Below are 20,256 nucleotides of genomic sequence, written 5' to 3'. Positions count from 1 at the left end.
ATCGATCCGCGCAGTCAGTCAGCTTGTCGCTTCCGGTGCAAGCCCCGCCGCCGGTTTTTCGGCCGCCGGCGGGGCGCGTATGGCAGCTCAGTCCATGTCGACATTGAGTCCGGCGAGCCGGGCCGGACGCTCGCCCGTATAGTCCAGCGCGAGCCGCACCCTCTCGCCGAGCTCGGGCGCTTCCAGCGCGACCACGATTCGCGAACCACGGTCGGTGACGCCGACAATGCGAGCACCGCGCAGGTCAGCCTGCAGCATGGACAGCATGGCAAGGTGCTGCTCCATGGGTGCAAAGGCCTGCATGTCAGTGGTCATGTCGGAGGTCACATAGATTTCCATTGCTGACCGGTCGCCCCGGGCCAGCAGGTCAAGGAACCGCCCCGCCATTTCGCCGCCCGGCGTGTCGGGCAGGGCGACTGTCTGGGCCGTCGCGCTATCGCGTACCGGGATGTCATAGGGCTCGCCGAACCAGGCCGCAGTCATCGCCTCGGCCACGACATCGGCATTGACCGCCCGCTGGTCGGCATTGGCGAACAGGATGAAGTCGTGCTCCGGCAGGATGCGCCAGTGCGCATTGAAGAAGGGATTGCCGCCATTGTGCCAGTAGAGTGGCCCCAGCTCGGTGGCTTCCACGACGATGCCATAGCCGTAATCGGAGCCGCCGCCTTCGCTCTGGTGCGGCGTCAAGGCCAGGTCGCGGGCCTGCGGCGACACCATCTCGCCGCGTCGGTACGCCTCGCCCCAGGCCAGCATGTCGCGCGGGGTCGAGAGCAGACCGCCATTGCCGATCAGGTTCCAGTTCGGCGGATGGCCGCCCCAGGACACCTCGTCGACACGCCCGCGATCGGCAACATGCACCGCGTGAGCGGGATCAAGTGCCGCCCCGTAGCCCGTGGCATCCAGCCCGTGCGGCAGCAGATAGGTTTGCCGCAAATACCTTTCGAACGGCATGCCGGTGACCCGCTCGATAATCGCGGCGACCAGTGAGAAACCGACATTGGAGTAGGCATAGGCGCTGCCCGGCTCGAAGCTCAGCTCGGCGGCGAAAGCATTGGCCAGGAAGGTCTCGAAATCCTCGTCGGCCACGTCATCGCCGACCGCGCCGGGAAAACCCGCCGAGTGGGTCAGCATCTGGTGCACGGTTATGCCGGCCTTGTCGGCGGGCACGTCCTCGAAGAAGTCGTCCAGCCGGTTGTCCGGGCTCAGGGCACCCTGCGTGATCAGGGCGGCAGCGGCCATGCCGGTGAAGGTCTTGGTGATCGATCCGATATCAACCTGGGTGTCCATGCCGTAGGCGCGCTCGCTGTCGGGGTCGGCAAAGCCGGCACCGCGATGATAGGCGATCTCGCCGCCATGGCGGATGGCTACATGCCCGGTGAAACCGGCGCTTTCCAAGCGGTCTGACATGGTCGCGAGGCGGTCCTGCCGGGCCGGGTCGGTCTCTTGCGCCAGGCCCGGTGCCGTGACCGCCAGGGTCGCCGCGAAGGCGGCGCCGGCCCGCCCCAGTCGGAGGAGAAGTGAACAAGCTTTCATGAGGTTGGCTCCAGCAATTGTGATAGGGATCGAACCTGGCCCGTGGCCGTCCCCAGGTCCTGACGAAAACATTCTGGAACTGTCATCATGTCCCATTCCCCAGCCTATACCAGCCGCAACCGGCGCTTTCACATCGGTGACGCGCTGTGCGACCTGGACGCCGCGACCCTGGTGCGGGATGGACGCACGCACCGGCTCGAGCCCCGCCTGGTCGGGGTCATGGCGCTGCTGGTCCAGCGGGCCGGCTCGCCGGTCACGCGCGACGAGTTTCTCGATACGGCCTGGGATGCGGACGGCAGTGACGAAGCGCTCAACCAGGCCATTTCGCGCCTGCGCCGCCTGCTCGGCGATCCAGGTGCCATCACCACGCTGCCCCGGCTGGGCTATCGTCTCGCCGAGCCGCCTCGGCCCGGGACTGCCCGCCCGACAGGGTCAGCCAAGACCGCGCTCCAGCCGGTTCTGCGCGGGCTTGCGCGACGCATCGACAGGAGCTTCGTGACCGGTTTTGCCACGGCCTGCGCACTGGCCGCGATACTGGCGCTGATCGCCTGGCCGCGCACCTTCGAGCGCGAGATCGAATTTGTCAGTCTCGGCCCGGACGAACCGCCATCAGAGTTCTTTGCCGACACCCCTTAGAGCGATCGCCCTGAACCGGCTGGCGGGGCCGCTTCAGCCCGCAGCCCCAACCGCCCCCGGCGTTTGCCCTGCGGCCGCGTGGTTGTTAAGACTTGGCGTCAGGAAAGCCGCATGATTCACGGCCCGATTCGGATGTCATGTCCGGCCATTCGGGCAAGGCGGCGTTTTTCGTGGCTGCGCTTCTGCAGGGCGCGCCGCGTGCAAGGAAAAGAGGGCCGCCTTGAGCGATCACGACGAGACCAATCCCGGCGCCGAGAACGCCGGCCTGCCCGACGGCATCGGCCATATCGCCATCGAAGACGAGATGCGTTCGTCCTATCTGGACTACGCCATGAGCGTCATCGTCAGCCGCGCCATCCCGGACGCGCGCGACGGCCTCAAGCCGGTGCACCGCCGCATCCTCTACACGATGCACGAGAACGGCCAGACGCACGAGAAATCCTACCGCAAGTGTGCCACCGCCGTCGGTGACGTCATGGGTCGCTATCACCCGCACGGTGACCAGGCCGTCTATGACGCGCTGGTGCGCCTGGCCCAGGACTGGGCGATGCGCGTGCCGCTGATCGACGGGCAGGGCAATTTCGGCTCCGTCGACGGTGATCCGCCCGCCGCCTATCGATATACCGAAGCGCGCATGCAGAAGGTCGCCCAGGCGCTGCTGGCGGATATCGACAAGGACACGGTCAACTTCATCGACAACTACTCGGCCGAGCGCCAGGAGCCGGTCGTCCTGCCGGCGCGCTATCCGAACATGCTGGTCAATGGTGCCGGCGGCATCGCCGTCGGCATGGCCACCAATATCCCGCCGCACAATCCCGGAGAGGTCATCGACGCGACGCTGGCCCTGCTGGACAATCCGGCGCTGACGGACACCGAATTGCTGGAATACCTGCCGGGACCGGACTTCCCGACCGGCGGACTGATCCTTGGCCGCGCTGGCGCGCGCAACGCCATCCTGACCGGCCGCGGGTCCATCGTCATGCGCGCCCGCACCTCGATCGAGGAAGTGCGCTCGGGCCGCAACGCCATCATCGTCCACGAGATCCCCTACCAGGTGAACAAGGCGTCGATGATCGAGAAGATCGCCGACCTGGTACGCGACAAGAAGATCGAGGGCATTGCGGACCTGCGCGATGAAAGCGACCGGACCGGCATGCGCGTGGTCATCGAGCTCAAGCGCGACGCCGTGCCGGACGTCATCCTCAACCAGCTGTTCCGCTGGTCGCCGATGCAGACCAGTTTCGGGGCCAACATGCTGTCGCTGGTCGGTGGCCGCCCGCAATTGCTGGGCGCGCTCGACCTCCTCAAGGAATTCCTGCGCTTCCGCGAGGAAGTGGTGGCCCGCCGGGCCAAGTTCGAGCTCAACAAGGCGCGCGACCGGGCGCACGTCATCGTCGGCCTGGCCCTGGCAGTCGCCAACATCGACGAAGTCATCGCGCTGATCCGCAAGGCCCCCAATCCGGCGACCGCGCGCGAACAGCTGATGGCCCGTGACTGGCCGGCCCAGGACGTGGCGCCGCTGGTCGAGCTGGTGGCCGATCCGCGCTCCATGCTGAGCGACGGCAAGACGCTGAAGCTGACCGAGGAACAGGCCCGCGCCATCCTCGAACTGCGACTCAACCGCCTGACCGGTCTGGGCCGCGAGGAGCTCGGTAATGAGGCCAAGACCCTGGCCGAACAGATCGCCGACCTGCTCGACATCCTGCGCTCGCGCCAGCGCGTGCTCGACATCATCCGCGACGAGCTGACCGAGGTTCGCGAGAACTACGCGACGCCGCGGCGGTCCGAGTTCATCGACGGCGAGATCGACTTCGAGGACGAGGACCTGATCCCGCGCGAGGACATGGTGGTGACGGTGACCCATGGCGGTTACGTCAAGCGCACCGCGCTGTCCGACTATCGGGCCCAGCGCCGGGGCGGCAAGGGCCGCTCGGGCATGTCGATGAAGGAAGAGGACTTCGTGTCCACCCTGTTCGTCGCCTCGACGCACGCGCCGCTGCTGTTCTTCTCCAATCGCGGCATGGTCTACAAGACCAAGACCTGGCGTCTGCCGCTGGGGGCTCCGAACACGCGCGGCAAGGCGCTGGTCAACATGCTGCCGCTGGAGCAGGGCGAGACCATCACCTCGATCATGGCGCTGCCGGAGGACGAAAGCGTGTGGGCCGACATGAATGTCATGTTCGCCACCAACAAGGGCACGGTGCGGCGCAACAAGCTGTCCGACTTCGTCCAGGTCAACCGCAATGGCAAGATCGCCATGAAGCTGGAAGACGAGGACGACCGCATCGTCAATGTGGTGCTGTGCACCGAGGATGATGATGTCTTCCTGGTCTCCGAGAAGGGCCGGGCGATCCGCTTCCCGGTCACCGATGTGCGCGTCTTCGCCGGCCGCAATTCGATCGGCGTGCGCGGGATCCGCCTGGCCGAGGGCGACACCCTGATCTCCATGGCCATCCTGCATCATGTTGACGTGACCTCTCCGGAGGCCCGCGAATACATGAAGCACGCGGCCGCCATGCGCCGGGCCACCGGCGACGAGGAAATCGAGGATGTGGCCAGCGATGGCGAGGACGATGGCGAAGAGGCCCACCTCACCGTCGAGCGCATCGCCGAACTGGGCGGGGCCGAGCAGTTCGTGCTCACCGTCTCGTCCGACGGCATGGGCAAACGCTCATCGGCCTATGATTTCCGCGTCATGGGGCGTGGCAATCAGGGCGTTGCGGCGACCGACATCAAGCGCGACGTGCCGCTGTCGGCCAGCTTCCCGATCGATGACAACGACCAGATCATGGCTGTCACCGACGGTGGCCAGCTGATCCGTTTCCCGGTCGACACCGTGCGCATTGCCAGCCGGTCATCACGCGGTGTGCGCCTGATCCGTCTCAATGAGGGCGAGAATGTCGTCGCGGTCGTGCGCATCCCGGAAGGTGAGGATGACGCCGAGGACGACGTGATCGAGGGCGGTGGAGACATCGCGCCCGACGCGCCGCCCGCCGCCACCGGCAGCGAGGATTGAGCGAGCGGCGTTTGACGCCGTGCGCTTTGAGGTTATCACATGGGACAGGAGGGCGGTCGCAGCGCGGCCGCCCCTCGGCCGCAAGAGGTAGACGACCGACATGACCCGTATCGCGCTCTACCCCGGCACGTTCGATCCCCTGACCAATGGGCATCTCGACATCATCGGCCGGGCCGTGAAGATGGTCGACAAGCTGGTCATCGGTGTCGCCATCAATGCCGCCAAGAAGCCGCTGTTCTCGCTCGACGAGCGGGTCGACATGGTGCGCGGGGAAGTCGCCCAGTTCGGCGATGCGACGAGTATTGAAGTGCGCCCCTTCGACGGTCTTCTGATGCATTTCGCCGAGGAGATCGGGGCCCAGTCAATCGTCCGGGGCCTTCGCGCCGTGTCCGATTTCGAATACGAATTCCAGATGGTTGCGATGAACCAGCAGCTCAATGACGACATTGAGACCGTGTTCCTGATGGCCGACCCGCGCCACCAGGCCATCGCCTCGCGCCTGGTCAAGGAAATTGCCTCGCTGGGCGGCGAGATCTCAGCCTTTGTTCCGCCCTCGATAAAGTCTCGTCTGAAGGAGCGCCTTGCGTGATCATGCGTTACACACTGACCGCCGCCAGCCTCGTCATCGCCCTGTCTGCCGCCGCCTGCGCCCGGGAAGCGGAAACCGCTGACACCGACGTGTCGCAGGCCGCGGCCGAAGCCGCCGAAACGATCGTCCAGGAGGCCGAGGCCACCCCGGCCGCTGCCCCGGCCTATGATTTTCCCGCCGACGCCTGGCGCCCGGTCGACCAGGAAGACACGCTCTACATCGAGACCGATCACGGCATGGTCGTGGTCGAGCTGGCACCGGAATTCGCGCCCAATCATGTCGAGCGCATGAAGACGCTGGCGCGCGAGCGGTTCTACGATTTCCTGGTGTGGCACCGCGTCATCGACGGCTTCATGGCCCAGGGTGGCGGGGCGCGTTCCAACCCGTCCCACGCCGCTGACAAGGACCCGCTGCCCGGCGAGTTCACCGTGCGCCGGGGCCCCGACCTGACCGTCAGCGAGCTGCAGGACCGCGTCATCAATCCGTCCGCCATGCCGCAAATGGCCAAGGCCGGCTTCTGGAACGGCTTCCACGCCGGCACCCAGCCGGCTGCCGCTGCGGCCATCATGGGCGACGGCATGGTACAGTCCTGGCTGCTGCACTGCCGGGGCGCCGCGGCCATGGCTCGCACCAATGACCCCAATTCGGCCCGCAGCCAGTTCTACATCACCACCGGCAGCCCCGATCACCTCAATGCCCAGTACACGTCCTGGGGCCGGGTCCGTCACGGCATGGACGCCGTCGACCAGATCGCCGTCGGCTCGATGATGGAAAGCTTCGACTTCCGTCCGGACTCGATCCGCTCGATGCGGGTCGGCAGCGATGTGCCGGTCGAGGAACAGATCGACATCGAAGTCGTTGACACCAACAGCGAGGCCTTTTCCGCTTGGCTGGACAGCCAGCGCAATGCGCGCGGCGAGCTGCCGGATATCTGCGAGATCGAGGTGCCGACGCGCATCGCCGACTGATCGGTCCGGCCGCCGGACCACCCAATATTCTACCGACCTGAACCAACTGAGAGACCGACATGGCAGAAGAGAAACTGGTATTCACCCTGGACGGCGGCGATGTCGTCATCAAATTGCGTCCCGACCTGGCGCCCAAGCACGTGGCGCGCATCAAGGAACTGGCCAAGTCCGGTTTCTATGACGGCCTGACCTTCCACCGTGTCATCGACGGTTTCGTCGCCCAGGGCGGCTGCCCGAACGGCACCGGCATGGGCGGCTCCGGCCAGAACATCCCGGCCGAGTTCAACGCCGAACCGCACGTCCGCGGGACCATGTCGATGGCGCGCGCCGCCGACCCCAACTCCGCCGACAGCCAGTTCTTCATCTGTCTCGACGCCGTGCCTTACCTGGACAACCAGTACACGGTCTGGGGTGAAGTCGAGAGCGGCATGGAACATGTCGACGCGCTACCCAAGGGCGAGCCGCCGGCCGAGCCGGGCAAGATCGTCAAGGCCAGCGTGACCGAGGGCTGACGCCCCGGTCCGCACATGACGTGACAGGTTGAGAAAGGGGAGTCGGCGCAGGCGGGCTCCCCTTTGTCGTGTCAGCCTGGGGGGTGCAGGGCGAAGCGCCCCAGGAGCGGGCGGTGATCGGACCCGATCGAGCTGCCGGTGTGGACCTCGAGCGCATGCCAGTCCGGGCCGGCGAAGATGTGGTCGATACCGATCATCGCGCCGGGCACGGGAAGGCCCGTCATGCCGGCGATGTCGGGGAAGCTGGCATGGCCAAAGCTGTGGCGGACCAGGTCCAGATGGGTCTCGATCCGGGCCAGGGCGTGCGACGGCGCCGCCGCATTCATGTCACCCATGACGATCACCCGGTCGCGCTCGAACACATCCAGCGCCCGGCCGAGATTGCGGTACTGGCAGGCCTGGGCACCGTCATTGCCGATCGGCCAGGTCAGATGTGCGGAGACAGCGACATAGATGGATCCGTCCGCGCGCCGAAAGCGACCCCAGACCGCCGGCGGCAATTCCCAGTCACACGGGATGGCATTGCTGAAGTCGATGCCGGGCGGATGGGTGACGCAACCCCCGTCGAGCAGCGCGTCGGCGCTGAGCAGGGCGACGGTCCGGCACTGGACCAGGCTGGCATAATCGGGTCGCAGGCGTTCAAGACTGTCGAGGGCGTCCCCCGAGACTTCCTGCAGCGCCAGCAGGTCGGGGGCATTGGTTGGGAGGACCGCCGCGGCAAGATCGGCATTCGCGCCGACCGAGAGACCGCGCAGATTGGCACTTCCCACCCGGAGAACCGGGCTATCAAAGGCCGTCGCAGCGTCTGCGACGGGTTGTGAGCCCCGCAGCCAATCGGAGATGCCGGGCATGGCGATCAGGCCGGCGGCGACCAGCGTCGGCAGGGTCCAGGCCAGGCGCCGGGCGGGCAGGGTGGCGAGCACCGCCACCAGACCCAGCAGGACGCTGGCTGGCCAGACCTGGCGGGTCAGGTCGAGCCAGGGTGAGAGCGGCGCGGCCCACACGGCGCCAGCCAGGCCGAGCGCGCACAGACAGGCCAGCGGCGCCAGATGCCGTATCGGTGTGTGCGCCATGTCGCATACTCCCTGAGAGGGTCCCGGCCTCCGCGCTACATGCCAAACATTGCGAAAGCGTTGGGCCACCGCTAGACAGCGCGGCCATGCGCGTTTCCGATTTCGACTTCCAGCTCCCCGACGAGAACATTGCCCTGCGGCCGGCCCGGCCGCGCGATGCGGCGCGCCTGCTGCACGTGCGCCCCGATGGCACGTTGGGTGATCACGGCGTGCTCGACCTGCCCGACCTGCTCAAGGCCGGCGATCTCATGGTCTTCAACGACACGCGGGTCATCCCGGCGGCCCTCGAGGGAACCCGCCCTGCCCGGGCGGTCGGCGGCGGCGGTGCGGTCGGTGTCGAGGTCAATCTGCACAAGCGCGAGGGTGCTGACCGCTGGCGCGCCTTCGTGCGTCCCGCCAAGCGCCTGCGGGTTGGCGATGTCATCGAGTTTGCCGGTTTCTCCGCCGAGGTGGCCGACAAGGCCGACGGAGGCGATACGATGCTGGTATTCGACCGGGCCGGCACAGACCTGGACGCCGCCATCGAGGCGACGGGCCACCCGCCGCTGCCGCCTTACATCGCCCGCAAGCGCGCGCTCGATGTACAGGACTACGAGGACTACCAGACCCTGTTCGCCCGCGAGCCCGGCTCCGTGGCCGCGCCGACGGCCGGCCTGCATTTCACCGATCGCCTGATGGCCGCCCTGGCCGAGCGCGGGGTCGAGGCCTGTCATGTCACCCTGCATGTCGGCGCCGGCACCTTCCTGCCGGTCAAGGCGGAAGACACCAGCGACCACCGCATGCATGCCGAGTGGTGTACCGTGTCGGATGCCGCCGCCGCTGCCATCAATCGTGCCAAGGCCGAGGGGCGCCGGGTCATTCCGGTCGGCACCACGGCGCTGCGCACGCTCGAGAGCCTGGCCCCCGAGCCGGGCCGCATCGAAGCAGGCAGTCGCGATACGGACATCTTCATCACGCCGGGCTACCAGTTCCGCCTGACCGACGCGCTGATGACCAATTTCCACCTGCCCAAGTCGACCCTGTTCATGCTGGTCAGCGCCCTGTCCGGGCTGGACGTCATGCAGGCGGCCTATGCCCATGCCATCGCCTCGGGCTACCGGTTCTATTCCTACGGCGATGCCTGCCTGCTGGAGCGCCGCTCATGACCACTTTCCCGTATGACATCAAGGCGACCGACGGCAAGGCCCGCACCGGCGTGCTGAAGACGGCGCGTGGCGACATCCAGACGCCGGCCTTCATGCCGGTCGGCACGGCCGGTACGGTCAAGGCCCTGTACATGGACCAGGTGCGTGATACCGGCGCCGACATCATCTTGGGCAATACCTATCACCTCATGCTCCGGCCCGGTGCCGAGCGGGTCAGGAAGCTGGGCGGGCTGCACAGGTTCTCGACCTGGTCGGGCCCGATCCTGACCGATAGTGGCGGCTTCCAGGTCTGGTCACTGTCCAAGTTGCGCAAGATGACCGAGGAGGGGGTGAAATTCCGCTCCCACATCGACGGGTCCGAGCACAATCTGACGCCCGAGCGCTCGATCGAGATCCAGGCCGACCTTCTGGGTGCCGACATCTCGATGCAGCTCGACGAATGCACGCCGTTCGGCTGTTCGGAAGCCGAGGCGCGGGCCTCGATGGAATTGTCGGTGCGTTGGGGTGAGCGCTCCAAGGCCGCTTTCGGCAGCCGCGACCAGCAGACCCTGTTCGGGATCGTCCAGGGCTCGGTGTTCGAAAATCTGCGGCGTGAATCGGCCGAGCGCCTGATCGAGACCGGTTATGGCGGCTATGCGATCGGCGGGCTGGCGGTCGGAGAGGGCTTCGAACGCATGTGCGACGTGCTCGATTTTACCACCCCGCACCTGCCGGCCGAGCGGCCGCGTTACCTGATGGGCGTGGGCAAGCCGATCGACCTGGTCGAGGCGGTCGCCCGCGGGGTCGACATGTTCGACTGCGTCCTGCCGACCCGCTCCGGGCGGCATGGCCAGGCCTGGTCGGACTATGGTCCGATCAATATCAAGCGGGCTGAGTTCATCGAGGACGAGCGGCCGCTCGATCCCAGCCTCGACTGCCCGGCCAGCACGGATTACTCGCGGGCCTATCTCAACCATCTCTTCCGATCGGGCGAGTATCTCTCGGCCATGCTGCTGTCCTGGCACAATATCGCCTATTTCCAGGACCTCACGCGGCGCATGCGGGCGGCCATCACCGCTGGCGAGTTCGCCAGTTTCCGGCGCGAATTCAACGCCCGCTGGGCCGAGGGCACGCAATAAGAGAACGGCCTTTCCCGGGGGAAAGGCCGTTCAGTTTCAGATGGCGTCAGCCTGTCCCGTTACGAACCGGGAAGGGCGGGCGTGTCATCCATTTCTTCGACATTTTCATTGTCGTTATAGTCATCATCGGAGAGCGGCGACTCGGTCGCTGCGTCTTCGTTGAAGTCCGGCAGGGCCCGGAATTCGGCTTCGCTGTAGGCGACCACACCAATGGTGCTGGTTTCGCCCTCGACGAAGCTCACTTCACTGGCCTTCAGCTCGGTCTCGCGACCGCCGAGGTCGAGAATGCCGCCGTGCTCGACGACGATCGTGTCGACATTGCCTTCGGCATCGAGGCTGACGCGCTCGATATTGCCGAGGCGGACACCGCTGGCCGAATCGATCTGGGTGCCGATCCAGGCATGGTCGTCTGTGTAGGGGGCGCGATCGAGGTCGGCTTCGTCCCACATTTCGGCGACCGTGCTGAACAGGTCATTGTCGGTCACGGCTTCATCCGCGACCGGGGCCTGGGTCTCGACCCGGGCTTCGCCCTCGATGTCGAGCATTGTCTCGTCATTGACCGTGGCCTCTGAGTGGACAGTGGCTTCGGTGCTGACCGGGATTTCGTCGACCTGCGCCAGTGAGGGCGCGCTCAGAAGGGCGATCGAGGCAGTGGCATACATTAGCATAGAGACGGGTTTCATTCAGACCTCCGTTATCTCTGTTCCGGGCCTGAGCCCGGGGCGACGGCCCAGCCGTCATCCGCCACATCAAACGGTGAAGTCGGTCAGTCGTTCCCGCACTACAGCATTGTAATTTAAGGCCGGAATGTGGCTATTGCGACCCGGTGTCGATCAGGTTGTAGGCTTGGAAGGCCCGGCGCATATAGGCAGCATCGCAACCAAAGCCGTCGAACAGACCGCGCAGATAGGCGCGCCGCCGCTGCGCCATGTCCTGGCGTTCGCGCGCTTCACGTTCGATGTCGCCGGCGCGACCCAGGAAGCGGATCACCGGTCGCACCGGGTTGAGCCCGACAATGGTTGAACGGTACAGCCCGCGGGCGCCCCGGGCTGCGGCGTCTGGCGCCACCTCGACCATGTGGGCACCCTGGCCGAGCCAGCCCTCGTGATCGTGTTCCGCCTCGGCCTCGCGGCGCGTCTCTTCCTCGATATCCGGTCCCAGCACCACGGTCAGGCGGGCAATGTCCCGGGCCACGGTGGAACAGCGCCGCCGGTCACCTTCGCCGCCATAGGGCGTCGGCACGGTGTCATCTCCCTCGTCGACCATGATCTGACCGGGCCGCTGGCGCGGCAGGCCAACGGCATCCTGCAGGGCCTCCTGGGTCTCGTCGACGGCAAAGGACCGGGCATCACCGGCGCGCTGGCCCGGGGAGGCGCAGGCGGGCAGGGCGGTCATGGCCAGCAAGCTGGCAATAAGGCAGGCGAATTTTTCCATGACTGACATTTTGCAAGGGATTGCGGCCAATTCACAGCGGATTTGCTGATTTCCCTCAGTTGACCCGATTGACCCGCACAAATCACCGCTATAGGTTCCGCGCTCCTCGTGAGGGGAGCCGATAGCTCAGCTGGTAGAGCAACTGACTTTTAATCAGTAGGTCCAGGGTTCGAGCCCCTGTCGGCTCACCATACTTTTCAACGCCTTATGGTGATTTTTCAATGTCGCTCAGCGGGCGCCGCTACCGCTGCGCTACTGCTTCGTGTCCAGTCGTGGATTGGCGTCAAGAATTATCGAGACGGCGTTGGCGCGGGCGGCAGACTGAGTGATTGGATCGGAAATCGGTCCTGTCGCCCCGCATAGCGCATTTATAATTCGGCCCCCAATCGATCCGGGCGGATAGCGCTGGTCGGGAGAGTTGCCGGGTAGGCTTTCAACTAAGGTGTGCCCAGGTTCGGTGAATATGGAGTGGGACGAAATTACCAGGCTCCCGTTGGAACAATCGGCGACATTGTAGCTCAACTCCGAAATCAGTCCGCTCCGGTGCATCCGCTGAAGTCGTTCGTCTGCAACGCGTACTATTAGAATCCAGCCTTCTTCGGCACCGAACGCGTCTACGGGTGCGTAGGCAACAATCCCTGTGAACGCAAAGACTGCCTGCCAGCGGTCAGTTTGCTGAGCGTGGGAGTTCCCGGTTACAAGCGGTAGAATTGCTAAAATCAACAATCGCAGTACGGCCATGATTTGTCCTCCAGCTCCAGTCTTAGATGGTGAACTGGCTCGGAACACGCTTCAAGTATTCAAGGGATCTGGCAAATCACCGCCCAGTCACCTAGCGGACACTCCCTACAACCGCCTGCCCACCCTCATTCACCGTCACATGCTCAACCGTCACCTTCTGCTGCCCTTTCCCCCTGTGTTTGTTTAGAGCGTCCAGCTGTTGCGTGAAAATCCGCATGTGGCGTTCGGCGTGGCGCAAATGAATGTCGCGCGCCTTTAGCGACTGCCCGTCGATACTAGCCCGCCGGATGCACTCCATGATCTGCATGTGAACGACCACCATCTGACAGCACAACATCGATTCCGCTGCGTCTCGGGGCGCGAGGTCGTGGACCAATCCGCTCATGCCGTTTAGTGGCGACAACCGACCGGCGGCAATTTGGGCTTCTGTGGTTCCCGCCAGGGTCTGCATCAGCGCGGTGACCGCGTCGTCATCGGCCACGGCGAAGGTTGCCGCAAGTCGCTCAAGGTTTTTGTCATCCTTGAATTTTGGCACCAGTGTATCGGCCTGCTCGCCCTGCTCAAACTTGAATGCCGACGGGCGCGGTTCTTTCTCTTCGCCTTCGGGTTGGTCAGGCAAGGCGACAGACTGGCTAGAACTTGCTCCTGCATCTTCACGGATATCGCACTTCTCACCGTTGGGCGCGGGGCTCTTATCCTTCTGGCTCATGGCCGGGTCTCCTGTGGTAAAGACTGTATAGGCAGTACCGAGACGGCACCGTCAGCGGCGGCAAAATCGCCTGACGAGTACCGACGCGGCACGCGAGGTCAGAAATTTTTCTCCCCCCCGGTTCTCCTACGGCACGCAACGGCGCGCATGGTGCCGCCTGAGTACCGGGGATCTGTTTTCGGGTAGCGCCAGCCCTGCCAGGTGTTCGGGCTCGCGCCGCCGGGCACAAGCGGCCTGTCTGTTACCGCCCACGTGGCCGCCTTGCGTCCGTACCAGCTGCCACCATCGGTCTTCACAACGAAGCCCTTTGCCTGCAACTCCTCGAAGGCGCGGCGGACGGTCGATTTTCCCAGTCCGAGGAGATCAGCCGCCTCCCCGTAGGACAGCGACAAGTCCCCGTTGTTTCCGCCGTTGAAGCGCGACCTAAGTTCGACGTAGACCTTTGCCGAAGCCCCACCGAGGGACCGCCAGGCATCGCTGTGCGCCATCGGGTAGGAAAGGGGGACAAACTGCCCCCCTTTCACGCGGCGGCCCTTGGCGTCATGCCGCCTCGGCATTGTCGCCTCCGCTGGCTTCCACGAGCCGCACGTCTTCATGCAGCACATAGCGGGCATGGGTGCCGGGGAACGGCCCGCCATGCTTTTCCGTGACGGTCTCAATCGAAAGCCCGACGGCGCGCTTCAGATTATAGACGTAAGCGCTCCAACGCGGGCCGGTCGGCTCGCTCAGAGGCGTCACACCCGCCGCGCCCGCCGCGATGAGGCGGGACAAGGCCCAGGCATCGCGCCCGGTCAGGATGAAGCGGCAGGGCTCGCCGTCGCGCATCCATTCGAAGCGCTGGGGCTCCAGCTTGCGATTAGCCATGGTCAGCCTCCCCGCTCTTGAAGCCGTTAAACCCCGCTAGCAAACGGGCGCGGGCGCGCGTCCCGACGGGGTAGCGGCGGGCGATGATGCGCTCCGCATAACGCATCGGGCGCTGGGGTTCTGACTGGTCCGCCCAGCGAAAAAGGGGCAGGCGGTGGTGATTGCGCACAGGGGCGCGATTGCGTACATTACGCATCGAATTGCCTTTCTGATTTGAGGGGAATTCCAGCCCCAGCGCCCGGTGTCCAAACCGCGCTGGGGCTTTCTTGTATGCGGCGCTCATGCCGCGTCACTGGTGCTGTTTCTGGCCTGTTTTAACAGCCAGTCTTCGACGTCTGACCAGCGGTACAGGACGCGCCCACCTTGATGTAGCGCGGTCCCGTGCCGCGCACTCGGCGCTTACTCCAGGTGCTCGCTGATATGCCGGTAAGCGCCGCTAATTGAGGCGTTGTTAGAAATTCGATCGGTGGCATCATTTGTCTACCCATGCAGCTTCCCGGAACGTCCGGGTAAACAACGGGTAGGACAGCGCATGTGTGTTGCGCACGCACATGTTGGTGCAACGCTAGCCAGAAATCAGGTTTCGCTTCGGCGGGTTCCTCGAACCAATTCCCTTATTTCATCGGTGGATTTCAGAAAAGCGTTGACTGTCTCGCCAAAGTTTTCGTCTGGAAACCATCGGCTAACGGTAGAGGGCTCTACGTCAAGCACTTGCGCAACGCCACGCATAGAAAAACTCCCGAACTGACGTTGCATCTCGCAAGCAACCTCAATCGCTCGTTGACGCGATAGCTTTTTCTGTACGCGGTCATACTCCGCCGAGCGTGCACCTCCGAGTAGCTGCCTAATCAAAACGATTAGCTCCCGGGGCAAGGGTGCCCTCGCAGCCGTCCAAAACGCGTCGATGAGGGCGACTGCGAGATGATGCACCAGACCATCTGAAATCCCCTCGTTGCGAGCAACGACGTGCGTGGCGCCACTCCGAATTTTTGTGTCCCGCTCGACGAGTAACTCCATCAATCGAAGACAAACCCTATTGGCAGCCTCTTCTTCGAGGTCCAACGCCTTGGCCATGTCGCTCGGATCAATTTCGAATTCCTCTAGAGTGCGCTCAATGGCAAAAAGCCAGTCAATATCCGCAATTGGAGAAGGTCCGACGTCAATCTCCGGGAACTCCTCTCTCACCTTCAAGTAATTGCTAAGGAAATCTCTCTCATCTGGCCCGCTAAGCGAAACGATGAGCTCTTCATCAGAGGGACCATCGAAGCAAGTGGCCTCCTGAGGTCTCAGAAAATCGGTTGGTCGTTCAACCATTGTTCTCCCCCCGTGAATGTAGGTGGTGCACGCTTGTTCGCTTGTCGCGCCCCCCCGCCATCGCCGCCGCGACCGCATTCCCCGTCTGCTCCGCCGCCCGCTGCACCGGGTCGTCGGCCAGGTGTGCGTAGCGTTGCGTCGTCGCAGCCTGCTTGTGGCCCAGCAAGGCCCCGATCAGCGGCAGGGATAGCCCCCCAGCAGCTCCGAAGCTGGCGAAGGTGTGCCGCAAATCGTGTAGGCGCACGCCGTCCAGTCCGGCGCTCTTGCGGATCTCGCGCCAGACCTTACCCAGCCCTTGGTAATGGCTATCGCCGCTTGCGGCTGGGAACACATACCGCGCGCCCTTGATGCGGGGCGTCTCCGAGAGAATGAGCCGCGCTGCCGGGGCTAGCGGGATGACCTTCGCACCGGTCTTGGAATCCCCCAGTCTCAGAACGCCGCGTTCCTGATCCACTTCCGACCATTGCAGCGCCTCGATTTCCTGCCGCCGCGCGCCGGTCACGGCCAACAGCCGGATAATGGTCAGGGCAAAGGGATTGAGCCCCTTGGACTTGGCATCCTCCAGCGCATCAGCCAGCGCCTTGACCTCGCTTGCGCTCAGAAAGCGTTCGCGCTTGGCTTCCCGGTATTTCTTGATCGAACGGCAGACCGCGCCTGCATCCTCGCGAATGCCCCATTCTTCCGCCTTGGCCAGCATGTGCGAGACGACGGCGAGGCAGCGATTGGCCTGATAGGGCTGCGCCTTCATGTCGGTGTGAAACTTGGCCACCTCCGCCCGGCTTAAATCCTTCACCCGGATATGGCCCAGCTTTGGCAGGACGTACTTGGCAAGAATACGCTTGGTTTCCTTCGCCGTGCTGGCCTTGGTATGCGCGTCCACATGGTCACGGATATAGCGCTTGGAGAAGGTCTTGAGGTTCTCCGCTGCCCGATCCGCCGCCCGCACGCCTGCCGGGTCTATGCCTGCCGATATCCCACCCAACAGGCGGTTGGCTTCACGGCGCGCCCGGTCGGGCGTCCAGACATGGGCGTCCTCGTCGTCCGCCTTGTTGCTGTCCCCCAGCGCCGGGGCCGGTCTGCCGTGCTGGCCAATCGTGAACCAGCGCTGGCGACCGTGGAAACGGTACTTGAGGACATAGGACTTTGTGCCCTTTTCGCTGACCCGCAACCCAAAGCCGGGCAGCTCGCTGTCCCAGACGGTGGTGCCAGGTGCGGCGGCGTCCACGCACCGCTTGGTCAGTTTCTTCCCCGTCATGGCCTCCTCGCTGGTAGCAATTGGGTCTGCGCTACCAGATTGCTACCACCTTAGCGGCAACTCAAGGAAACTCGCGGAACGCTGGGGAGGGATTCTGTCTGTCCCCATGCCCCTCCCGGCATCGCGCGGAAATTGTGGGCAAGTCGGACATTCAAACTTTTAATCAGTAGGTCCAGGGTTCGAGCCCCTGTCGGCTCACCATTTTCATGAATTTCCGGAAATTGGTGACGCGCGCCGCTACGGGGCGAGGCGTCCTGTTCGGCCTCGGTTTCACCTGCCTGGCGCTGGCCTCGTGCGCCTGGACGACCAGATTTCCTGGACCCGTTGGCCGAGCTTTGCCCAGTAGCCGAGCCTGGGCGTGGCCATGGTCATGCTGGAATCGATGCTGCAGGCGAAATCAAGCGGCGGGCTGCCCGCCACCAGCTTGGTGATATCGGTTTGCGTGCAGATCACGCCTTTGCTGACCGGATTGTCGTCGAACACGAAGCTTGCCTGCAACCAGCGCTCCGGGACGCCCGGAGCGTGGACCCGATATCGCATGCAGGCCCCGGCCTGGTTGGCCAGCACTTGGCCGTGAATGCACTGCAGGTGCGCGATGTCATCGGGCGCTACGTGACGCAGCCAGTCGGAGAAGGGGATCGTCGCGGCTCCTTCCGGCAGGCCGTGGAAGCGCAGGAAATTGTCGTTGCAGCGTATCTCGCTGCCGCCGCAGTCCATGTGCCAAACCCCTACGCTGGCAGCGTCCAGGGCCGCGGCGCAATGCTGCGCGGCACGTTGCTGGTCCATGGCGGTTTGAATGCGCGCGCGCAGATCGAGCAATTCCAGTTCACGCATTTTCCGGTCGGTGATCTCGCGTTGCACGGACACGAAGAACTGCCGGTTGGAATCCTGGTCAGTGACCGGACAGATGTCGAGTTCCACCCAGTGCGCCTTGCCCGACTTGGTATAGTTGAGCAGCTCCTCGCGGATGGCGCCGGACGTCTGCAGGGCTTCCCGGATGCGCCGCAGCGCCTGTTTGGACGTACCCTGGCCCTGAAGAAAACGCGGGGACCGCCCCTTGATCTCTTCCAGCGTGTGGCCGGTCATTTTGGTGAAAGCCTCGTTGCACCACACGATTCTCGGACCCGGCTCGTTGAGCGGATCGGCCTCGGTGATCAGCACTGCATCGCGCATGTAGCGATACAGGCGTGTCGTGATGTGCTCGAGTTCCATGCGTCAAATGCCCCCCATTCGACGATAGCTTCTCTTGGGACTGGCGTGGGCTCCGTACCGGGAACGCAGTCTGGAGTGAGTTGTTCCGCGGGTTAGAGCACGGCGCTGCACATTTGTGTACTGTCTTGCGTTTTCCGGTGTGCAGGCTGGCTTTGCGGCGTCGCGCGTTTATGCTTGTTCAGGACGGTCGCAGATCGATCCAGATCCATCCATTCGCGTCACGGGCCAGGCCATGAACGAACTTCTCCTGCAGGCGGCAATCTATCTCGGCGCCGGCGTGATTGCCGTACCGATCGCACACCGGCTCGGGCTCGGTTCGGTGCTTGGCTATCTCCTGGCCGGCGTGGCCATTTCGCCCCTGCTTGACCGCATTGGTTCAGACCCGGAAAGCGTGCAGCACTTCGCCGAGTTCGGCGTTGTCATGATGCTGTTCCTGATCGGGCTCGAGCTCCAGCCGCGGCTGTTGTGGCAGATGCGGACGCGCCTGTTCGGCCTCGGTGGGCTGCAAGTCCTCACCACGGCCGTGGCCTTCTGGTGCATCGGGCTTCTGCTGGGACTGGAATGGCGCGCCGCGGCAGCCCTCGGCTTGATCCTGGCCCTGTCCTCTACCGCGATCGTGCTGCAATCGCTTGGCGAACGTGGCTGGCTCAAATCGGAAGGCGGCCGGTCGGCCTTCTCGGTTCTGCTGTTCCAGGACATTGCCGTCATCCCGATGCTGGCCCTGCTGCCATTCCTCGCCATCTCCAATGTCGACGTGACGCCGGTCGAAGTCGTCGACCAGGCCATGGAAGCGGCCATGGAGGCGGCCGACAGCCCGTTTGCGACCCTGCCGGCCTGGGCCCAGGGCCTGGCCACGCTGGGCGCCGTCGCCGGCATCATTCTCGGCGGCCGTTATCTGACCCGTCCCGCGTTCCGCATCATTGCCCGCACCGGCCTCAACGAGTTGTTCTTTGCAGCGGCCTTGTTGATGGTGATTGCCATTGCCGTGCTGATGAGCTGGGTCGGGCTGTCGCCGGCACTGGGCACGTTCCTGGCCGGCGTGCTGCTGGCGGAGAGCGAATACCGGCACGAGCTTGTCAGTGACCTCGAGCCGTTCAAGGGGCTCTTGCTCGGCGTCTTCTTCATTACCGTCGGGGCCGGCATGCAGTTCTCGCTGCTGGTCGCCGAGCCCGCGGCCATTCTCGGCCTCACCGCCGTCCTGATCGGGATCAAGGCGCTGATCCTGCTGGGCTTGGCCTTCATGTTCAACTTGCGGGGGCGGGCCCGTTACCTGTTCACGTTCTCACTCGCCCAGAGCGGCGAGTTCGCCTTCGTCCTGCTGACCTTTGCCGAAGGCGTCCGGGTGGTGCCGGAAAGCATGGCGGCGATGGCCTCGCTTGTGGTGGCGCTGTCCATGATGGCGACACCGCTGATGATGATCTTCTTTGAAAAAGTCGTTGCCCCGCGCGTGGCGCGCACGGACGAACCCATGCGCGAAGATGACCAGATCGATCACGAGGCCCCGGTGATCATTGCCGGCATGGGGCGTTTCGGCCAGATCGTTCAGCGCCTGCTCTACATGGACGGGTACCGTCCCGTCGTGCTCGACAATTCTGCCCAGCACATCGACGGAATGCGCAAGTTCGGAATCCAGGTGTATTACGGCAACGCCCTGCGCCCGGGCTTGCTCGAAGCGGCCGGCATTGCCCGGGCCAAGCTTCTGGTCGTCGCCACCGACAGCCGGGAGCGCGGGCTCGAGCTCGTCCAGCATGTCAAGCAACGCTATCCCCACGTCACCATCATCGCCCGTGCCGCCAGCCGGGAGCACGTCTATCAATTGCGCGCCGCAGGGGTCGATTACGCCGTGCGCGAACTGTTCGGATCGTCGCTCGACGCAGGGCGGCTGGCGCTGGAAGTCCTCGGGGAATCCGCCGATATCGCCAAGCGCAAGGCGGACGCCTTTGCCCGTCATGATGAGGAAAGCCTGCACCAGCTCTTCGAGGTGTGGGATTCGGAAGTCAATGTATTCGACAACGAGGCCTATATCGAGAAGGCGCGCTCGCGCGTGGTGTCGCTGGCCGAGCTGATGGCGGGCGATGTCGGCGACCCCGATGACGTCGAACCGGACACGCCGACCCGAGACGAGGGCGAACGCTGA

The 20,256-nt window shown here is 64.5% G+C and carries 18 protein-coding genes and 1 tRNA gene; 9 read left to right on the top strand and 10 right to left on the bottom strand.

Annotated elements, in window-relative coordinates:
- Nucleotides 1-87: 87 nt before the first annotated feature.
- The gene (locus ACXYMR_RS11180; RefSeq protein ID WP_458942952.1) at nucleotides 88-1,533 is read right to left on the bottom strand and encodes a serine hydrolase domain-containing protein; all 1,446 of its coding nucleotides are present in this window, start codon (nucleotides 1,531-1,533) and stop codon (nucleotides 88-90) included.
- A gap of 87 nt (nucleotides 1,534-1,620) precedes the next feature.
- Here ACXYMR_RS11180 and ACXYMR_RS11175 point away from each other — a divergent pair, with 87 nt between their 5' ends.
- The 5 genes from ACXYMR_RS11175 (at nucleotide 1,621) to ACXYMR_RS11155 (ending at nucleotide 7,254) form a co-directional block, all read left to right on the top strand.
- Nucleotides 1,621-2,169 carry a winged helix-turn-helix domain-containing protein gene (locus ACXYMR_RS11175; RefSeq protein ID WP_458942951.1) on the top strand — a complete coding sequence of 183 codons (549 nt, stop codon included), beginning with the start codon at nucleotides 1,621-1,623 and terminating at the stop codon, nucleotides 2,167-2,169.
- Between the two features lie 220 nt (nucleotides 2,170-2,389).
- Nucleotides 2,390-5,185, top strand: a complete 2,796-nt coding sequence (gene gyrA / locus ACXYMR_RS11170; protein WP_458942950.1) for a DNA gyrase subunit A — start codon at nucleotides 2,390-2,392, stop codon at nucleotides 5,183-5,185.
- Between the two features lie 100 nt (nucleotides 5,186-5,285).
- The gene (gene coaD, locus ACXYMR_RS11165; protein ID WP_458942949.1) at nucleotides 5,286-5,774 is read left to right on the top strand and encodes a pantetheine-phosphate adenylyltransferase; all 489 of its coding nucleotides are present in this window, start codon (nucleotides 5,286-5,288) and stop codon (nucleotides 5,772-5,774) included.
- A gap of 2 nt (nucleotides 5,775-5,776) precedes the next feature.
- A complete protein-coding gene (locus ACXYMR_RS11160; protein ID WP_458942948.1) occupies nucleotides 5,777-6,742 on the top strand; it encodes a peptidylprolyl isomerase in 966 nt (321 codons plus the stop codon).
- A gap of 59 nt (nucleotides 6,743-6,801) precedes the next feature.
- Complete coding sequence (locus tag ACXYMR_RS11155) at nucleotides 6,802-7,254, top strand: peptidylprolyl isomerase (RefSeq protein ID WP_458942947.1); 453 nt, start codon at nucleotides 6,802-6,804, stop codon at nucleotides 7,252-7,254.
- A 71-nt stretch (nucleotides 7,255-7,325) separates the two neighbouring features.
- Here ACXYMR_RS11155 and ACXYMR_RS11150 read toward each other — a convergent pair whose 3' ends face one another.
- A complete protein-coding gene (locus ACXYMR_RS11150; protein WP_458942946.1) occupies nucleotides 7,326-8,327 on the bottom strand; it encodes an endonuclease/exonuclease/phosphatase family protein in 1,002 nt (333 codons plus the stop codon).
- Between the two features lie 86 nt (nucleotides 8,328-8,413).
- On the opposite strand from ACXYMR_RS11150, the gene queA reads away from it, so the two are divergent.
- Together queA and tgt are read left to right on the top strand one after the other, a co-directional pair.
- Nucleotides 8,414-9,472 carry a tRNA preQ1(34) S-adenosylmethionine ribosyltransferase-isomerase QueA gene (gene queA, locus ACXYMR_RS11145; RefSeq protein WP_458942945.1) on the top strand — a complete coding sequence of 353 codons (1,059 nt, stop codon included), beginning with the start codon at nucleotides 8,414-8,416 and terminating at the stop codon, nucleotides 9,470-9,472.
- Entirely contained in the window at nucleotides 9,469-10,590 is a 1,122-nt protein-coding gene (gene tgt / locus ACXYMR_RS11140; protein ID WP_458942944.1) for a tRNA guanosine(34) transglycosylase Tgt, read from the top strand. The genes queA and tgt overlap by 4 nt, the downstream gene beginning before the upstream one ends.
- Nucleotides 10,591-10,649: 59 nt before the next feature.
- On the opposite strand, the gene ACXYMR_RS11135 is transcribed toward tgt, so the two are convergent.
- Nucleotides 10,650-11,273, bottom strand: coding sequence for a hypothetical protein (locus tag ACXYMR_RS11135; protein WP_458942943.1), 624 nt, complete (start codon nucleotides 11,271-11,273; stop codon nucleotides 10,650-10,652).
- 130 nt (nucleotides 11,274-11,403) lie between these two features.
- Entirely contained in the window at nucleotides 11,404-12,024 is a 621-nt protein-coding gene (locus tag ACXYMR_RS11130) for a hypothetical protein (protein ID WP_458942942.1), read from the bottom strand.
- A 115-nt stretch (nucleotides 12,025-12,139) separates the two neighbouring features.
- Between ACXYMR_RS11130 and ACXYMR_RS11125 the strand changes: the two genes are divergently transcribed.
- A tRNA-Lys gene (locus ACXYMR_RS11125) sits at nucleotides 12,140-12,215 on the top strand.
- Nucleotides 12,216-12,856: 641 nt separating this feature from the next.
- Here ACXYMR_RS11125 and ACXYMR_RS11120 read toward each other — a convergent pair.
- From ACXYMR_RS11120 to ACXYMR_RS11095, 6 genes are all read right to left on the bottom strand, one after another.
- Nucleotides 12,857-13,474: a hypothetical protein gene (locus ACXYMR_RS11120; RefSeq protein ID WP_458942941.1), complete on the bottom strand. Its 618-nt coding sequence runs from the start codon at nucleotides 13,472-13,474 to the stop codon at nucleotides 12,857-12,859.
- A 98-nt stretch (nucleotides 13,475-13,572) separates the two neighbouring features.
- The gene (locus ACXYMR_RS11115; RefSeq protein WP_458942940.1) at nucleotides 13,573-14,031 is read right to left on the bottom strand and encodes a DeoR family transcriptional regulator; all 459 of its coding nucleotides are present in this window, start codon (nucleotides 14,029-14,031) and stop codon (nucleotides 13,573-13,575) included.
- Nucleotides 14,015-14,338, bottom strand: coding sequence for a winged helix domain-containing protein (locus ACXYMR_RS11110; protein WP_458942939.1), 324 nt, complete (start codon nucleotides 14,336-14,338; stop codon nucleotides 14,015-14,017). The genes ACXYMR_RS11115 and ACXYMR_RS11110 overlap by 17 nt, the downstream gene beginning before the upstream one ends.
- A gap of 576 nt (nucleotides 14,339-14,914) precedes the next feature.
- Nucleotides 14,915-15,652, bottom strand: coding sequence for a hypothetical protein (locus tag ACXYMR_RS11105; RefSeq protein ID WP_458942938.1), 738 nt, complete (start codon nucleotides 15,650-15,652; stop codon nucleotides 14,915-14,917).
- Nucleotides 15,645-16,907: a tyrosine-type recombinase/integrase gene (locus ACXYMR_RS11100; RefSeq protein ID WP_458942937.1), complete on the bottom strand. Its 1,263-nt coding sequence runs from the start codon at nucleotides 16,905-16,907 to the stop codon at nucleotides 15,645-15,647. Before ACXYMR_RS11100 ends, ACXYMR_RS11105 begins: the two co-directional genes overlap by 8 nt.
- A gap of 270 nt (nucleotides 16,908-17,177) precedes the next feature.
- Nucleotides 17,178-18,119 carry a PAS domain-containing protein gene (locus ACXYMR_RS11095; RefSeq protein ID WP_458942936.1) on the bottom strand — a complete coding sequence of 314 codons (942 nt, stop codon included), beginning with the start codon at nucleotides 18,117-18,119 and terminating at the stop codon, nucleotides 17,178-17,180.
- A 232-nt stretch (nucleotides 18,120-18,351) separates the two neighbouring features.
- On the opposite strand from ACXYMR_RS11095, the gene ACXYMR_RS11090 reads away from it, so the two are divergent.
- Nucleotides 18,352-20,256: a monovalent cation:proton antiporter-2 (CPA2) family protein gene (locus ACXYMR_RS11090; RefSeq protein ID WP_458942935.1), complete on the top strand. Its 1,905-nt coding sequence runs from the start codon at nucleotides 18,352-18,354 to the stop codon at nucleotides 20,254-20,256.

It is taken from the genome of Maricaulis sp. CAU 1757, assembly GCF_054482675.1.
The sequence above is the reverse complement of the archived record's forward strand: the minus strand, read 5'-3'. Positions and strand labels throughout refer to the sequence as shown.

Bases quoted from the DNA above. Each gene is read 5' to 3' on its own strand.
- tgt (WP_458942944.1), top strand. From the start codon at position 9,469: ATGACCACTTTCCCGTATGACATCAAGGCGACCGACGGCAAGGCCCGC.
- ACXYMR_RS11160 (WP_458942948.1), top strand. From the start codon at position 5,777: ATGCGTTACACACTGACCGCCGCCAGCCTCGTCATCGCCCTGTCTGCC.
- ACXYMR_RS11175 (WP_458942951.1), top strand. From the start codon at position 1,621: ATGTCCCATTCCCCAGCCTATACCAGCCGCAACCGGCGCTTTCACATC.
- ACXYMR_RS11110 (WP_458942939.1), bottom strand. From the start codon at position 14,338: ATGGCTAATCGCAAGCTGGAGCCCCAGCGCTTCGAATGGATGCGCGAC.
- ACXYMR_RS11090 (WP_458942935.1), top strand. From the start codon at position 18,352: ATGAACGAACTTCTCCTGCAGGCGGCAATCTATCTCGGCGCCGGCGTG.
- ACXYMR_RS11155 (WP_458942947.1), top strand. From the start codon at position 6,802: ATGGCAGAAGAGAAACTGGTATTCACCCTGGACGGCGGCGATGTCGTC.
- ACXYMR_RS11095 (WP_458942936.1), bottom strand. From the start codon at position 18,119: ATGGAACTCGAGCACATCACGACACGCCTGTATCGCTACATGCGCGAT.
- ACXYMR_RS11100 (WP_458942937.1), bottom strand. From the start codon at position 16,907: ATGACGGGGAAGAAACTGACCAAGCGGTGCGTGGACGCCGCCGCACCT.
- ACXYMR_RS11115 (WP_458942940.1), bottom strand. From the start codon at position 14,031: ATGCCGAGGCGGCATGACGCCAAGGGCCGCCGCGTGAAAGGGGGGCAG.
- ACXYMR_RS11180 (WP_458942952.1), bottom strand. From the start codon at position 1,533: ATGAAAGCTTGTTCACTTCTCCTCCGACTGGGGCGGGCCGGCGCCGCC.
- ACXYMR_RS11120 (WP_458942941.1), bottom strand. From the start codon at position 13,474: ATGAGCCAGAAGGATAAGAGCCCCGCGCCCAACGGTGAGAAGTGCGAT.
- queA (WP_458942945.1), top strand. From the start codon at position 8,414: ATGCGCGTTTCCGATTTCGACTTCCAGCTCCCCGACGAGAACATTGCC.
- coaD (WP_458942949.1), top strand. From the start codon at position 5,286: ATGACCCGTATCGCGCTCTACCCCGGCACGTTCGATCCCCTGACCAAT.
- ACXYMR_RS11105 (WP_458942938.1), bottom strand. From the start codon at position 15,652: ATGGTTGAACGACCAACCGATTTTCTGAGACCTCAGGAGGCCACTTGC.
- ACXYMR_RS11135 (WP_458942943.1), bottom strand. From the start codon at position 11,273: ATGAAACCCGTCTCTATGCTAATGTATGCCACTGCCTCGATCGCCCTT.
- ACXYMR_RS11150 (WP_458942946.1), bottom strand. From the start codon at position 8,327: ATGGCGCACACACCGATACGGCATCTGGCGCCGCTGGCCTGTCTGTGC.
- ACXYMR_RS11130 (WP_458942942.1), bottom strand. From the start codon at position 12,024: ATGGAAAAATTCGCCTGCCTTATTGCCAGCTTGCTGGCCATGACCGCC.